The 13579-nt window shown below is 68.7% G+C and carries 16 protein-coding genes and 3 pseudogenes; 9 read left to right on the top strand and 10 right to left on the bottom strand.

Features of this window, described 5'->3' with window-relative positions:
• Positions 1-47: 47 nt before the first annotated feature.
• The 4 genes from ACGFZK_RS09045 to ACGFZK_RS09030 all read right to left on the bottom strand — a co-directional run bounded on the left by ACGFZK_RS09045 (position 48) and on the right by ACGFZK_RS09030 (position 4531).
• Positions 48-1154 (bottom strand): RICIN domain-containing protein, encoded by a 1107-nt coding sequence (locus ACGFZK_RS09045; protein ID WP_393848186.1) that lies wholly within the window; start codon positions 1152-1154, stop codon positions 48-50.
• Positions 1155-2167: 1013 nt separating this feature from the next.
• On the bottom strand, positions 2168-2785 hold the full coding sequence (locus tag ACGFZK_RS09040) for a hypothetical protein (protein WP_393848185.1): 618 nt from the start codon (positions 2783-2785) through the stop codon (positions 2168-2170).
• 485 nt (positions 2786-3270) lie between these two features.
• On the bottom strand, positions 3271-3456 hold the full coding sequence (locus ACGFZK_RS09035; protein WP_393848184.1) for a hypothetical protein: 186 nt from the start codon (positions 3454-3456) through the stop codon (positions 3271-3273).
• A 385-nt stretch (positions 3457-3841) separates the two neighbouring features.
• Positions 3842-4531, bottom strand: a complete 690-nt coding sequence (locus ACGFZK_RS09030) for a TetR/AcrR family transcriptional regulator (protein ID WP_393848183.1) — start codon at positions 4529-4531, stop codon at positions 3842-3844.
• Between the two features lie 171 nt (positions 4532-4702).
• On the opposite strand from ACGFZK_RS09030, the gene ACGFZK_RS09025 reads away from it, so the two are divergent.
• The 4 genes from ACGFZK_RS09025 (at position 4703) to ACGFZK_RS09010 (ending at position 7177) form a co-directional block, all read left to right on the top strand.
• Positions 4703-6142, top strand: a complete 1440-nt coding sequence (locus tag ACGFZK_RS09025) for a M6 family metalloprotease domain-containing protein (RefSeq protein WP_393848182.1) — start codon at positions 4703-4705, stop codon at positions 6140-6142.
• 213 nt (positions 6143-6355) lie between these two features.
• Entirely contained in the window at positions 6356-6535 is a 180-nt protein-coding gene (locus tag ACGFZK_RS09020) for a hypothetical protein (protein WP_393848181.1), read from the top strand.
• A gap of 240 nt (positions 6536-6775) precedes the next feature.
• Positions 6776-6967 (top strand): hypothetical protein, encoded by a 192-nt coding sequence (locus ACGFZK_RS09015; RefSeq protein ID WP_393848180.1) that lies wholly within the window; start codon positions 6776-6778, stop codon positions 6965-6967.
• 18 nt (positions 6968-6985) lie between these two features.
• On the top strand, positions 6986-7177 hold the full coding sequence (locus ACGFZK_RS09010) for a hypothetical protein (RefSeq protein WP_393848179.1): 192 nt from the start codon (positions 6986-6988) through the stop codon (positions 7175-7177).
• A 302-nt stretch (positions 7178-7479) separates the two neighbouring features.
• Here ACGFZK_RS09010 and ACGFZK_RS09005 read toward each other — a convergent pair whose 3' ends face one another.
• Together ACGFZK_RS09005 and ACGFZK_RS09000 are read right to left on the bottom strand one after the other, a co-directional pair.
• Positions 7480-7842: a hypothetical protein gene (locus ACGFZK_RS09005; RefSeq protein WP_393848178.1), complete on the bottom strand. Its 363-nt coding sequence runs from the start codon at positions 7840-7842 to the stop codon at positions 7480-7482.
• Positions 7843-8191: 349 nt separating this feature from the next.
• Entirely contained in the window at positions 8192-8497 is a 306-nt protein-coding gene (locus tag ACGFZK_RS09000; RefSeq protein ID WP_393848177.1) for a hypothetical protein, read from the bottom strand.
• Between the two features lie 171 nt (positions 8498-8668).
• Between ACGFZK_RS09000 and ACGFZK_RS08995 the strand changes: the two are divergent.
• Positions 8669-8911, top strand: a pseudogene (locus tag ACGFZK_RS08995) (IS701 family transposase); the annotation flags it as partial.
• Positions 8912-8948: 37 nt separating this feature from the next.
• Here ACGFZK_RS08995 and ACGFZK_RS08990 read toward each other — a convergent pair.
• Both ACGFZK_RS08990 and ACGFZK_RS08985 read right to left on the bottom strand, forming a co-directional pair.
• A complete protein-coding gene (locus tag ACGFZK_RS08990) occupies positions 8949-9191 on the bottom strand; it encodes a hypothetical protein (RefSeq protein ID WP_393848508.1) in 243 nt (80 codons plus the stop codon).
• A gap of 35 nt (positions 9192-9226) precedes the next feature.
• Positions 9227-9271 (bottom strand): annotated as a pseudogene (locus ACGFZK_RS08985) (hypothetical protein); the annotation flags it as partial.
• Positions 9272-9347: 76 nt separating this feature from the next.
• Here ACGFZK_RS08985 and ACGFZK_RS08980 point away from each other — a divergent pair.
• A pseudogene (locus ACGFZK_RS08980) lies at positions 9348-9490 on the top strand (alpha/beta fold hydrolase); the annotation flags it as partial.
• Positions 9491-9643: 153 nt separating this feature from the next.
• On the opposite strand, the gene ACGFZK_RS08975 reads toward ACGFZK_RS08980, so the two are convergent.
• Entirely contained in the window at positions 9644-10288 is a 645-nt protein-coding gene (locus ACGFZK_RS08975; RefSeq protein ID WP_393848176.1) for a ScbR family autoregulator-binding transcription factor, read from the bottom strand.
• A gap of 232 nt (positions 10289-10520) precedes the next feature.
• Here ACGFZK_RS08975 and ACGFZK_RS08970 point away from each other — a divergent pair, with 232 nt between their 5' ends.
• The 3 genes from ACGFZK_RS08970 to ACGFZK_RS08960 are packed head-to-tail and all read left to right on the top strand — an operon-like array spanning position 10521 to position 12891.
• Positions 10521-11693, top strand: a complete 1173-nt coding sequence (locus tag ACGFZK_RS08970) for an epoxide hydrolase family protein (protein WP_393848175.1) — start codon at positions 10521-10523, stop codon at positions 11691-11693.
• A 54-nt stretch (positions 11694-11747) separates the two neighbouring features.
• Positions 11748-12254: a DinB family protein gene (locus tag ACGFZK_RS08965; RefSeq protein ID WP_393848174.1), complete on the top strand. Its 507-nt coding sequence runs from the start codon at positions 11748-11750 to the stop codon at positions 12252-12254.
• A gap of 40 nt (positions 12255-12294) precedes the next feature.
• The gene (locus ACGFZK_RS08960; RefSeq protein WP_393848173.1) at positions 12295-12891 is read left to right on the top strand and encodes an MBL fold metallo-hydrolase; all 597 of its coding nucleotides are present in this window, start codon (positions 12295-12297) and stop codon (positions 12889-12891) included.
• A gap of 65 nt (positions 12892-12956) precedes the next feature.
• On the opposite strand, the gene ACGFZK_RS08955 is transcribed toward ACGFZK_RS08960, so the two are convergent.
• A complete protein-coding gene (locus ACGFZK_RS08955) occupies positions 12957-13538 on the bottom strand; it encodes a hypothetical protein (RefSeq protein ID WP_393848172.1) in 582 nt (193 codons plus the stop codon).
• Positions 13539-13579 lie beyond the last annotated feature (41 nt).

Below are 13579 nucleotides of genomic sequence, written 5' to 3'. Positions count from 1 at the left end.
GGTGGGGCGCCGTGCCCGTTCGGGCCAGAGCTGCGAGTGCCTGTCCGTCAGCCGGTGGCGACGGGGTAGACGTCGTCGATGGTGTCCTGGTCGGTGGTGGTCTCCCACTCCGTCACCTTGCCGCCGTCAGTGCGTGCCAGGACGTAGCGGTCGGCGCGGAACCAGATGGCTTGGGAAAGCCGCTTGCCGTTGGCGGGGTATTCGCGCTCGACGGTGACGGTGCGGCTGCTGGACTGGGTCGTCTCCTGGGCGACGCGGGTGCGCAGCTGGTGGCTGATGGTGGTGCTCAGGGAGGCGGAGAAACCCTTGTACTGGAAGCTCGTCTCGGCGGTGACGGAGATGCTGGTGGTGGTTTCCACCTCGCGGGCGTTGCTCGTGGTCATGCCGATGGTGGTGCTCTGGGACTCCTTCTTGCTCACTTGGCCACTGTGTTCGTAGTAGTAGACAATCTTGTAGTAGCCGTACCGCTTGAGCAGGTAGTACGGACTCTCCGCGGCCTGCCGCGCACGGCCGAGTGCCGGGTCCGACACCAGGGGGAAGGGCAATAGTGTGGTGCCGATGAGGACTTCCCGCGTGGTCTCCGGGTGGGGCCTCGAGTGTCCGCTCATCGGGAGGATTCCGCTGACCGCGCTTCCGGTCGGTCCGGCGGCGGCGTTGATGATGCCGCTGTAGGCGGTGTCCCTCTCCAGCAGCCACAGCTGGGAGTCGCCGTCCGCGCCGGATGCCCGCCCATAGGTGTTGATCTTGTCGGAGCCGCTCGTGCCGAAGTTGTTGGGGGTCAGGAACAGCCCGCCGTTCTTGTTGCTGAGCGTGTAATAGCCGCCCCCCGCCTGCCGGAGCAGCCAGGTCTGGCTGCTGCGGACAGCGGCGTCCGCCCCGTTCTGCGGCGGGAAGAGGTTGACCCGGACGTCATGACTGGCGAAGTTGTCCGGAGTCAGCAGGTTGCCGGCGACCTTCTGGGCGATGAGGTACTCGCCGTTGTCGAGGCTCAGAACGTTCCACGTCTGCGATGCCCGGGCCTGCCCACTGGTCTCGGACTTCCAGATCGTGGCGTAGGAGTCCCCCTCGAAGTCTGAACTGGTGAGGTACAGGCCGGTGCGCTTGTTCTTCAACCGGTAGGCGTAACCCTGCTCGATGCCCTCAGCCGTTGCCATCGTTCCCCTTCCGGATCCCCATCAGGAAGCGTCATCCTCACAGGGGAATCGCATGAAGAGAAAGTACGTAATCAGACAGACATCGACATGGAAATGAACACTCCAGCACATGAATCATCAAGCGCGCTGGACTCTGCTGCCAGTTGTCCCGTCTTCTCGGGCATGACGAGGGCGAAGAACGTTTCTGCGGCAGGTCGCGGCCCCGGCCGTGCCAGTTGCCCTCGCCGCCACCATCGGTTCCGTCGCCCAGGCACCGGGAGGCAGCTAGCCTCTCCCGCCGTGCCGTACTCGTCCGCCGGAGCTGATGGGGCGAGGGGCCGGGCAGCCGAACCGCTGACTACCGGCTTGTTCGACTGGAACCCGCACGAGTGAGCCGACAACGCCGGCCCAGCCGGATGGAGCCGACCGAGCCGCCGGTGGCCCGGACCCGGACCGTGCCACGCCCGACGGCCCTGCCCCGACGGCCCTGCGCCGACGGCCGCCGGGGCTGGGGTCGTTGTCGGCCTGGGCGACCGAGGTGACCCCTGGCGACCGGCGGCACGTCCACCTCACCCGCCGGGGGGACCTGCGCGCGGAAGCCGCGTTTGCCCTGCCGGGCGCCCCGGTCCCGCTGTTGTTCCTGGCGGGCCGAGGTTGTGCATCCCCTTCTCGCCGGTGCCCTTCTCTTGGCCTTCGCCGCGGGTGCCCATGCTCTTGGAGGGCTTGCCGTGCGGGTTGCCCGCCTCTTCCTGGGAGACCTGTCTGCCGGGGCCCTTGGCGGGGGCGTACTTCTCCGGGTGGAAGGAGCGCTGGGCGCTGGGGTTTATCCTGCTGCCGGGTGCGACTCGGGAGCCGCCCCCCGCCTGCGACAGTGAGGCCGACAAACAACAGGACTGTCGAACGCTGCATCAACAAGCTCAAGCAATGGCGCGGCCTGGCCACCCGATGCGACAAGACCGCCACCATCTGCCTCGCCGGACTCCGCACCGTCGCCATCTACATCTGGTCCACGAGGCGATCCGAAAAGAAGCGGCCTAGCTCTGCGTGGGGGTGGTCGGGTTGCCGCTCCCGGTGTGCGCGACGTCCACCACCAGTCGGTCGTCGAGCTGGAGGACCCGGTAGGGCAGTCGGGCGCGCAGGCCGAGGCCGATCTGGGTGCGGCCCTCGGAGCTTGCGCCGAACACGGCGTCCCGGAAGGTGCGGTAGCCGGTGACGTCCACGCCGGGCAGCGGCTGCCCGCTCCGGCCGGGGATGGTGGGGGCCATGGTCTGCCGGTCGTAGGCGGGCGAGTCCACCATCACCTCCAGGACCGCGCCGCCGCGCACCGGCAGGGGATCACCGGAGGCGTCCTGGAGGAGGGCGTCGGCGTAACGGACCTGATAGCCCACCGGGTTGGCGGACGAGCTGCCCGGCACGTCAAACACCAGCCGGTCGTAGCAGGGGTGTTCGCCGCTCCTGATGCCACGCAGCTCCGGGACCTGGCCGGTGGAGCGGCCCTCGGCTGGGCTGTCCCACCCGATCGGGCACTGCATGGCCGGTTCGACGGCCCCGGCCGCAGCGGCGGTGGTCGGGGCCGCCGCGGCGATTGTGACGGGCAGGGCCGTGGTGGCCGCGAGGACGAGAGTGGCGGGAAGGATGATCCAATGTCGCATGATCTGCCCCCTGGGGGAGATTATTGGTTTGTGTTGCTCCTTGTTGATTTCCGTTTGCCCGGGTGTTCGGTTTGTAGGCCTGAACCTGGGAACTTTCCGGAGGGACGTGACGGCCCCTCAACCCCCGCGCTCTCGTGGGGCGTGCTTCCTTGGCGTTTGCGACGGCTTGGTAGGTCGCGGACCCCGGGGCGCGGCGCACGGTGCGTCGTAGACGGTGATGGGGCCGGTGGTCGTGGTACTCGGCAGTGCCCTGCCCTGCCGGCAACTCCCGCTGGTGTCACTCGAGACTGCCAGCCCTGCCGTGCTGTGCGCCAGCTCCGTCGGCACCACGACCCTGCGGTCGACGCCGCGGGCCCCCTCCCGCAGCTGCCGGCTCGCCCGCCCTCCGAGCACCCGCTGCACCGTCGCCTCGGGCAGGTGCGCCAGCAGACCGATCGTGTGCACCCCGAACTGGACAGCCGCTGCTCCTGGGCGCGTTCTCTGAACTAGTTCGTCTTTGCGGGTGGTTCGTTCAGGTCTCTGACCAGCGGGGATGTGTGGGTTCCCAGGCGGTCGAGGAGGTGGAGCTGGATGATGCCGCAGGTAATGGCGATGACGGGCGGGTCGGTGGCGCTGGTGACCCGTAGTCGCAGGTCGGACAGGTGGTAGAGGATCACCGGGCCGGTGGGCATCACCATCTGGTTGCCGGGTTGAGCCCCTGCACCTTCTGGTCGCCGCCGAGGGCTCGGCGGACCTGGCGTTCGATCAGGCGGAACAGCAGCAAGGCCAGGCAGATCACCGTGATCAGTGCGGCGACGCGTGCGTTGTCCAGTACGAAGACGGGGATGACGGCCAGCGGGCACTTGGCGGGCGCCCGCCTCGAATTCGCCGTATCGGCGCTCGACCGTGCCTTGGTCCATGTGACGACGTAGTGCTTCGCCGGGATCGGCCTGTTTGAGCGTGAGGGTGGTCAGCAGCGCGTACCAACCGTCCTTGATGTCCGGGGCTCGCCGCGACACGCGTTTCGCCTGACCGGAGACGGACAGTGGCGCTCACTCACCCGGGCAGGTCAGGTCATCAGGTCGCAGGGAGGTAGTGGGCGATGAGCGCGTCGACGCCGGCGGCAAGTTGTTCCTCCCCGCCTCGGACAGCCAGGGCTGGGCCGAGCGAGCGAAGCCGGGGGAAGTCCTTCGCCGGTAGGCGGTGCAGGCCCAGGCGGAAGGCGGGGTCGGGTTCGTCGGGGTTGTCGACGACTTCACGCAGCTCGATGACGGTGTACCCGAGCACCCAGGAGATGAACGCCCGGTACATCTTCAGCGTCGTCTCCTCATTCATCCCTGCCGTGTCCAGGAGGGCGAGCAGGCGCTCGTGGGCACGTTGTACCGCTGGGGGCCTGCGGGTCAGGGGGACGGTGAAGGGCCTTATGGCCACCAGTGACATGACGTGGGGGTGGGCGAGGGCCACCTTGTACATCGCCTGCGCGATGCCATGGAGGGTCTCGCGCCACGAAGGCGCGGCCTGGCCCTGCGGCACGGAGACGGCGGACGCGGCGCTGTCCAGCGTCTGCTCCAGTTCGATGAACAGGTTCTCAACGAGGCCGTCCAGTAGAGCGTCCTTGCTGGGCGTGTACCGGTAGAGGGCCATGGTCTCCACGCCGAGTTCATCGGCTACCCGGCGCATGCTCAGACCGTCGAGTCCCTCATGGTCCACCAGGCGGAGGGCTGCTCCAAGGACGCGCTCGCGGCTGAGCCGACTGCTGGCTGCCATGGCCGCACCTCCGAAAGAGCCGGCTCCGCCGACCTGCCCTTGACGACCGCATCGGTGGGGTAGAGCCTGTATACGTACAGCATAAACGGATGGCGTCCGTATACGCCCTAAGCATGGCATGAGCACATTCCGCCATGCTCCTGTGATCGTCCAAGCAAGTGAGTGGTCGCCGTGCGACACACGAATACGCCCTATCCGTCACGCCTTCGTTCTTGCACCAGCCCCTGCCTGGTACCGCTGGCCCCCGAGGCGCTGGCTCAGCTCTACGCCGAATACCTGGACCTGATGGGATCAGGTCGGTTGCCGAGCCACACCACCTTCGAGGACTACTACTACACGTGGCGCTCCGCCCGGCGCGCTGGAAAGCTCACCGGCCTCGACGACGGCGCCGTGAGAATCGAACCGAGCGGCGAGCGACACCTGATCACCCGGCCCGACAAGCAGCTCAAGGGCGTCGTCAACACTTTGGTGCTCCTGGTCGACTTCCCCGACAAGCCGCACCAGCCGAGCCACCGCCCAGGTCACTACGAGCAGCTGTTGTTCAGCACGAACTCCCTCCCGACCGGCAGCATGCGCGAGTACTACCGCGTGATCAGCGGCTTCGACGCATTCAACAACACCGGCATCGACATTCAGGGTGAGGTCCACGGCTGGTACCGGCTGCCACAGCCGCTTTCGTTCTACGCCGACGGCAACTCCGGGCAGGGCCTTTTCCCCCGCAACGCACAGGGCATGGCCCTGGACGCGGTCAAGCTGGCCAAAGCCGAAGGTGTCGACTTCAAGCCCTTCGACGTGCTGGACGAGAACTCGGTCACTGCTGTCTTCGTCGTGCATGCCGGGTTCGGAGCCGAGAGAACCAGAAGCCGCGACGACATCTGGAGCCTCAAATGGGGTGTGCCAGGAGGCGTTGCGGTCAGCCCTGGCCTGACCGTGGAGACGTTCCTCACGGTGCCGGAGGACTGCACCATGGGCGTGTGCGCCCACGAGTGGGGCCATCTGGCGGCGCGTTGGGCCGACTACTACGACACGGGCCAACTGGAGGCAACCACCTCCAACGGCCTGGGCAACTACTGCCTGATGGCGGCGGGTTCTTGGGGCAACTCTGGACTCACCCCGGTCTTCCCCAACGGCATGCTGCGCATGTTCCACGGCTGGGCCGCTCCAAAGCGCATCTCAAGGACCTCGAAAGACGTGGTGCTGCGCCCGACTGCCGAGGGCGGTGACATGCTCTTCATCCAGAACCCGGACACGATGACAGAGATGCAGTACATCCTTGTCGAATACCGACGCCGCCGAGGACAGGATGCGTTCCTGCCGGACGCGGGCATCTCGGTCTACACGGTCGACGAAGCAATTGACAACGTGGACGATGAGGACCGTCTCGCGATCGAGCTACTCCAGGCTGATGGCAGGCGCGATCTGGGCACGATCTTCGGTCGCGGAAACCGGGGAGACTCCACCGACCTGTATCCCTCCGCGGGGAACAGGACCATCGGTGAGACGACGAGCCCGGCACTCAACCTGCCGAATGGAACGTGGTCGGGCGTCACGATCGAGGTCGAGGGCAACCCCGGCGATGACGAGATGGCCGTCGATGTCCACATAGTGTGAGCCCAAGCGATCGGCCTGAGGGGCCTCGACCTCGGATTTTGAACACGTCTATGCGGCTTGGGCCAGGGTAGTTGCTGCTGGTTGCAAGGCGTTCCCGTAGACGACCGGGGACCGCTGGCCGAGGCGGGAGCGCCGGCGTCGGATGTTGTAGCGGGTCAGCCAGCGGAAGGCGTCGAGTCGGGCTTCACCCTCGTTCGGCCAGCCTTTGCGGCCTTGAGCGTCTCGCTCTTGAAGGCGGCGTTGAAGCTTTCCGCAGCGGCGTTGTCCGCGCTGGATCCGCTCGTGCCCCTGCTCTGCCGGACCCCTGATGACCTGCAGGAGGACTTCTTCCTCGCCGACGTCGAGCGGGCGTTGGCAACCGCCGAGGGGTTCCTCCAAGAGGGCGCACAGTGACGCGAGCGGCTCGGCGGAGAACTGCCTGACATCGGGCCGTCCCGGCCGGTGGAGGCGGTGGAGGACGAGGAGCGGACCGTGATGCGCATCGTGGTCCTGCTGGCCTGCCGAACCCTTGGGGTCTTGCTCGAACCCTTGGGGCCTTGCTGGTGGTGGCCGGAGCCATGTTGAACTACGCGCTCAGCACCTGGTACTCCCGCACCGTAGGCGGCATCGGCGCTCTGCTGTGGGGGGCCTGGAGTGCTGCTCCTCGTGGACCCGTGGGACGCTTACACTGACTGGTGGCCCGCCCTGCGGGTCCGCATTCACCACGAGCCGGACCCGCCCGCCTGGAGCACCGGCCTGGGCAACATCTTCACCCGGCTGCTGCGGATCGCCTGGGCCATCGGCGCTGCGGTCGGCGGGGTGCTAATGCTGGCGACGTTCTACTGATGGCCGTTGTGATGGCCGTTGTGGTGGCTGATCCTGCTGGTGCCGGTGGCACTCGGCCTGGTCGGGCACACCACGGCGGGACGCGGCCTTCCCGCCGTACGAATCCTGATCGCCGTGACAGGACAGCTCGCCTCACTGTTCCCGGGCACTGTGCTCGCGCGGGCGTTCCACGTGGAGGCCCTGCCCCGCGGCCATGCCCAGGCGCCGTGAACGCCCCCTTGTGGGAGCCAAGTGGGAGAAGAACCGACGCGGGGAGGGGGATGCGGTAGAGCCGGTGGCGCCCGCCGCCGGCAAGCCGCTCCGACGGCGGAGCCAGACCGACGCGGCCACCGGTAAGACCCCGAGCATGTAGCACCCGGGAAACGCGCAGCGTCCCAGTAGTCCGCCAGCTGGACCGGGGGGTTGGGCACCCGTCATCGACCTGCTTGAACGGGGCTTGCGCGCGTCGGGCGGGCGTCCACCACCCGTCGACCGGCCCACGCACGGCAGCGCTGCTTGCCGAAGGCTTGGGCTCAGCCCTGCGACGTGATGTGGTCGATGACCGCGGTGAAGTCATCGGTTGGTGAGAAGTCCACGTATTCGCAGTCATCGAGGGCCACGGGGGCGTGTCCGGGCGGCCAGTAGAACGCCTGTCCCGCCTCGTAGACCTCCTCACCGTCCTTCGTCACCATCTTCAGCCGGCCTTTGAGCATGTACCCCCAGTGCGGGCACTGACAGAGATCATCGGTCAGGCCCTTCAGAGCCGGCCGCAGGTCCGTCCCCTGAGGCAGCTGCACGAAGGCCACGGACAGGTCTCCGCCGACCGCGCGCGTACGCAGTTCGACGCCTCCGCCCTCGATTGCGACTGGTGTGTCCTGTCGGGTCGTCCCGGTCATGGCTGCCTCGCTTCGTTCGTAGTGCGGCAGTGCGCCTCGCTTCCAGACTGGCCCGAGCGGTCGGGGCTCGCCAGGCGGGCCCATGGCCCGCCGGCCCCGCCTCTCCCCTCGCCGCGATCCAGCTCTGGCTGCATTGACGTACCACGAGGCAGTCCACGCCCCGGCGCCAGGACCGCACGGCTCGCACCGGCGCGGCCGGCGTGCGTCAGGTTGGAGACGACCACCGAGCGGACCATGACGTCGTCGTAGTCAGAGCCTACGAAGACCGTGGCGGGGGCGTTGGTGAGGTTCTGCGGGGCGAAGGCCGGCGAGGGATCGCTGACGCGGCCCCTGACGCAGAAGGCGTACGTCAGGAACTGGCGCCGCTGACGCCAGGGGCGACGAAGCGCCGGTGCAGGGGGTAGAACTTCGGCTCGGGGTCGCTCTGTACGCCCAGTTCGCCCTTGAGTACGGGGGCGACCCTCGCCTCGATGAACCGGTTGAAGTGGTCCTCCGACTCCCAGATGTCCATCACGTTGAGGCCGCCGTCGACGAACCAGGCGGCGTGCATCACGCACCCGTCCGGTGTGTCCTCTTCCCAGCGCACCTTCTGGCGCACCGCGTCGTACACGTCGGGTGTGATCTCGGGCCAGGAAAAGGTCATCACGACTGCCATGGAGTTTCCTTTCGACCGCCTGGACGCGCCGCGGCTGGACGGTCCGCGGCATGGCATTGCGAAGCTAAGCCGCCGGCATCGCCGGTGCACTCCGGGGCGTCCATCCGAGAACGGCTGGTACTGCAACGGTGTTGGGTGTGACTGGTGGCCAGGTGGGTCGTCGGGCTGGTTATGGGTGGGGTACGTGGTGATGTGAGGGCGTGGGCGGCGGGGCTGGGTGAGGTGCATGAGCGGTTCGTGCACCGGTTTGCCCGTTCGGAGCTGCGGGAGTCGGCGCTGGCGTATATGCGGGGGCTGATAGCTCCGCTGGAGCGGAAGAACACGTGGACGCTCGCGGAGGAAGCAGGGCACGCGGTGCCCCATCGCACGCACCGGCTGCTGCACCGGTGCGACTGGGACATTCTGGAGGGCCTCTTCGCGGCCCGCCCACTGGCCGCCGCGTGGACGACGTTCATTGATCGACGTCGGGGGCGACATGAGGCGTCCTCGCGGACTGGGAGGGCTTCGGCTGGCGGGCGGGTACGGCGACGGGGGGCTTCCCTCCGCTGAGCAGCGTCATCAGGTCCCGTCTCGCGTGGTGCACCGCGAGGAGATTCGGACCGAAGAACCTCTCGTCGAACAGCGTGTAGGGCCGGAAGTCGACGCGCCGCGGCATGGTCGCGGCGTAGCCGTACTCGAACTGGACGGCCGCCACCTGCCGTCGAGCAGGGCTTGTTGGAATCCCTCAAGGACTTCCAGTTCGGCGCCCTCCGCGTCGATCTTGAGGAGATCCACGGGTCGATGCCGTGCGCGGTCAGGTAGTCGTCTCCCCGGAGCACAGGCTCCCGTCGCCACTCGACAGCCTGCTCGCGTCCACCCGCGGCGGCAGCTGGAACGCGTGCCGAGGCTGATACCGGGTGCCCGCGCCGAGATCGTCGCCGCGACCGGCCACGGACCGCAGATCGACCACCCGACCTGGTCAACGCCCGGATGCTGAGCTTCATGGAGGACGTCGCTCGCTCGCCCCCGCCGGGTAGCCGTGACCGGACGGCCCGGCCGCCGGCCGGGCGCGACGGCCCGGCCGGCCGGATCGGGTCAGGGCGGTCTCGGCCACGCCGTGGCGAGCACCCCCGTGGTCCGCCACGGCGTGTGCGAGGCCGCCCTGCGTCAGTGGGCGAGGGTCGTCGGGGCGGGCTCGGGCGTGCCCGTGGGGTGGAAGCGGGTGAGGCGCTGCGGGGGGACGATCGTGGGGAGGAGGAAGTTCCACAGGTCGGTGACGCGGGCGGGCAGGTCGTCGCGGCGGGTGCGGACGTGCGAGGTGACCTGGATGCCGGTGAAGGCTCCGACGAGCAGCGTCGAGAGGGCCCGGACGTCGAGCGACGGGTGTATGTCGCCGCGTTCCTGAGCGGGGGTCAGGCAACTGCGGCAGGTGTCGATCCAGGCGTCGTAGGGAGTCGGGTCGGGGTGGGTGAAGGAGCCGAACTCGATGACCAGGCGGATGCCGGCGCGGATACGGACGTTGGTGCGCAGTCCGTGCGCCATCCGGTGGGTGAGGTCGATGACCGTCTGCAGCCCCGGGTCCTCGATGGCGGGGAGGTGCTCGGACACCTGGAACTGCTCGTCCATCAGGGTGCGGGCGAGTGCTTCCTTGGACGGGAAGTGGAAGTAGAGGGCGCCTTTGGTGACTCCGGCGTGTTTGACGACGTCGCTGAGGCTGGTGCCCTCGAAGCCGCTGAGGTCGAAGGCGGTTGCCGCGCCGTCGAGTATGGCTCGGCGGGTGATCTCCGCCCGCTCCTGTCTGGCCCTCGCCACGTGCGCTCGTCCCCCTGGTCCGCTGCCCGAGCGGTGTTCGCTGCGGTGTGCCGTCAATCTAGTCGGGCAACCCGAAAGGAAACCAGTCGACAGGTACTTTTTTGTGGCGGCGCAGGAGCGGTTGGGGGAGGTGTGTGTCTCTTTGTGTGATTGCTTCTCCCCGGCAGTCCGGGAGCACGAGCTCGCCGGCCGGGAGCCGGCATGGCGCACCACGGCTGTCTAGCATGCAGGGATGAGTGATCTTGACGAGCGGGTGACCGGGTTTCGGCTCGATGTGGGGCAGGGGGAGCTGGACGACCTGCAGGAGAGGCTGGCCCGGGTGCGGTGGCCCGACCAGCTGCCCGGGGTCGGGTGGGCGTACGGGATGCCGCTCGAACGGATGCGGGAGCTCGTCGGGTACTGGCGTCAGGAATACGACTGGCGGGCCGCCGAGGCCCGGTTGAACGAGTGGCCGCAGTTCACCACGGTCATCGACGGTGCCCGGGTGCACTTCGCCCACGTCCGCTCGCCCGAGCCGGACGCGACGCCGCTGCTGATGACCCACGGCTGGCCGGGATCCCTGGTGGAGTTCCAGCGCGTCGCGGGCCCGCTGACGGACCCTCGGGCGCACGGCGGCGATCCGGCGGACGCCTTCCACCTGGTGCTGCCGAGCATCCCCGGCTTCGGGCTGTCGGGGCCCACGACCGAGCCGGGCTGGGAGTTCAAGCGGGTGGCCCGGGCTTTCGGCGTCCTGATGGAACGGCTGGGGTACCCGTCGTACGGGGTGCAGGGCGGCGACTGGGGCGCCGCGATCTCGCGGGAACTCGGACGGATCCGGCCGGACCGGGTGATCGGGGTGCACCTGAACCTGCTGCCCGGCGGCGGGGCCACGACCGAACCCCGGCCGGAGGAGCTGGCCGCGCTGACCCCCGCCGAACGGGAACGGACGCTGGCGTCCTGGGAGCGGTACCGGATCTGGGCGCGCGAGCGGCAGGGGTACGCCGACATCCAGTCGACCCGGCCGCAGACCCTCGCGTACGGGCTCAACGACTCACCCGTCGGACTGCTCGCCTGGATCGGGGAGAAGTTCACCGAGTGGAGCGACCCCGCCTGCCCGGTCGACCGGGACCAGATGCTGACCAACGTGATGCTGTACTGGCTCACCGGAACGGCCGGCAGCGCGGCCCGCATCTACTACGAGCGGGCCCACGCCGCGTACGCGGGCCGGCCGCCCGAGGTGTCGCAGACCCCGACCGCACTGGCCGACTTCCCCCGGGACAACTTCATCCCGCTGCGCCACATCGCCGCGCGCACCGACACCATCGTGCGCTGGACCTCGTACGACCGGGGTGGCCACTTCCCGGCCATGGAGGTTCCCGAGCTGCTGGTGGAGGACGTCCGGGCCTTCTTCCGTGCCCTGCGCTGATCGGCACGGGAAACGCGGTGGGCCGGAACCGGGGCCGGATGTGATGATCACCCGATGATCGATGAGCAGCGGACCCGGCCCGTCCTGGCGGGCGACGAGCGCGCCACCCTGACCAGCGTCCTGCAGTGGCAGCGCGACACCCTGATGATGAAATGCGCGGGCCTGACCGAGGACCAGCTGCGGATGCGGGCGGTGGCCCCGTCCGGGCTGAGCCTGCTGGGGCTGGTGCGTCACCTCGCGGAGGTCGAGCGCGGGTGGTTTCGCAACGTCCTGGGCGGTGAGGACGTGCGCGGCCACTTCCCGAAGAACGAGGCGGGGGAGTGGACGGAGTTCCATGTCGAGGACGCTGACGTGGCCGGCTCGTTCAGGATCTGGGAGGAGGCGTGCGAGCGGTCACGGGCCATCGTTGACGCCGCCGAGTCCCTTGACGTGAAGGGGTACTTCGGCGACCAGCCGTACTCGCTGCACTACATCCTGACCCACATGATCGAGGAGTACGCCCGCCACAACGGGCACGCGGACCTGCTGCGCGAGGCGATCGACGGCACGACCGGCGAATAGCCGGGCCGCGGCCCGGCACCGCAGGGTACGGTCCGAGGTCATGCGGATCACGAAATACACCCACGCATGTGTCCGGATCGAGCACGGTGGCCGCGTACTGGTCATCGACCCCGGGACCTGGAGCGAACCGGCGGCCCTGGCCGGCGCGGACGCCGTCCTGGTGACCCATGAGCACGCCGACCACGTCGACGTGCTGCGCCTGGCCGGGCTCGGCGTGCCGGTCTACGCTCCCGCAGAGGCCGACATCCCACGGCTGGAGGTCAACGGGGTGTCCTCCGGTACCGAGTTCACGGCCGCCGGCTTCCGGATACGGGCGGTCGGCGGCCGCCACGCGTTCATTTACGGCGGCCAGCCCGACTGCGCGAACCTCGGCTACGTCATCGAGGACGCGGTCTACCACCCGGGTGACTCGCTGCACGTGCCCGAGCAGGAGATCGAGACGCTCCTGGTTCCGGTGCAGGGGTCGTGGCTGAAAACGGTGGAGGCGATCGACTTCGTCAAGGCGGTCAGGCCGCAACGGGCGTTCGCCATCCACGACGCCCAGATCAACGGCCGCGGCCTCGGCAGTGTCAACGGCTGGCTCACCGAGGAAACCGACCACGGCTACCGGTACCTGAGCCCCGGCGAGTCCCTCTGACCCACCGGCCGTCGGTGAGGGGTGGCCGGATGTCAGAGCACATCCGGCCACCCCTCTCCGTGCTCTCACAGCTCCGGCACCACGTCCCCGCCACCCGGATAACGGCCGTGCTCCAGCCGGAAGACGTACGCCCGCAGGTCGTCGGCCAACTCCCCGGCCAGGTAGGCCTCGTACTCCCGCAGGCCCTCGCCCGCGTCGCGCTCGTCCTCCTGCATGCTCCCCTCCCACTCCACGAGCATGGTCGCGATGTACTCCTCGACCACTCGTCTGGCGTGCCACCACTGCCGCACGGCAGCGGGCGTCCAGTGCTGGTCGCCGTCACAGGCGTACGCGGCCGGCAGGTCCTCGGCCGCGGCCCGCGCGAGAGCGTGTACCTCATCGGGGGTCTTCGGCTGCCGGTACACGAACTCGCCGTAGCCTTCCAACCGGTCGGCGTAGAGCAGGTGCCGGGGTGCGTACCTGCGACCGGTCCAGCCGCCGTCCGCGCCGGCCGTGTAGAACGGCCCGGGCACGTTCAGCGGCGAACGGTACTGCCACTGTCCGTGGAAACTCCGCTCTGGCTCACCGTCCGGCAGCGCCGCCACCGGGTCCCACCCTTGCACCCCGGTCATTTGGTCGTCGGAGGCGCGGCGCTCCGCCGAATCCATCTCCCGCTCCTTCTCTGCCTCGCACACCCGGTTTCCCACCC

Origin of the sequence: Streptomyces sp. NPDC048257, from assembly GCF_043201855.1 — a bacterium.
Classification (GTDB): Bacteria; Actinomycetota; Actinomycetes; order Streptomycetales; family Streptomycetaceae; genus Streptomyces.
Note: the sequence above shows the minus strand (reverse complement) of the source record. Positions and strands in the feature narration are given on the sequence as shown.

What these genes read in the sequence shown, in the direction of transcription:
- ACGFZK_RS08955 (WP_393848172.1), bottom strand. Translation starts at nt 13,538, where the DNA reads ATGGATTCGGCGGAGCGCCGCGCCTCCGACGACCAAATGACCGGGGTG.
- ACGFZK_RS09035 (WP_393848184.1), bottom strand. Translation starts at nt 3,456, where the DNA reads ATGCCCACCGGCCCGGTGATCCTCTACCACCTGTCCGACCTGCGACTA.
- ACGFZK_RS09030 (WP_393848183.1), bottom strand. Translation starts at nt 4,531, where the DNA reads ATGGCAGCCAGCAGTCGGCTCAGCCGCGAGCGCGTCCTTGGAGCAGCC.
- ACGFZK_RS08970 (WP_393848175.1), top strand. Translation starts at nt 10,521, where the DNA reads ATGAGTGATCTTGACGAGCGGGTGACCGGGTTTCGGCTCGATGTGGGG.
- ACGFZK_RS09005 (WP_393848178.1), bottom strand. Translation starts at nt 7,842, where the DNA reads ATGACCGGGACGACCCGACAGGACACACCAGTCGCAATCGAGGGCGGA.
- ACGFZK_RS09040 (WP_393848185.1), bottom strand. Translation starts at nt 2,785, where the DNA reads ATGCGACATTGGATCATCCTTCCCGCCACTCTCGTCCTCGCGGCCACC.
- ACGFZK_RS08960 (WP_393848173.1), top strand. Translation starts at nt 12,295, where the DNA reads ATGCGGATCACGAAATACACCCACGCATGTGTCCGGATCGAGCACGGT.
- ACGFZK_RS08965 (WP_393848174.1), top strand. Translation starts at nt 11,748, where the DNA reads ATGATCGATGAGCAGCGGACCCGGCCCGTCCTGGCGGGCGACGAGCGC.
- ACGFZK_RS09000 (WP_393848177.1), bottom strand. Translation starts at nt 8,497, where the DNA reads ATGGCAGTCGTGATGACCTTTTCCTGGCCCGAGATCACACCCGACGTG.
- ACGFZK_RS09045 (WP_393848186.1), bottom strand. Translation starts at nt 1,154, where the DNA reads ATGGCAACGGCTGAGGGCATCGAGCAGGGTTACGCCTACCGGTTGAAG.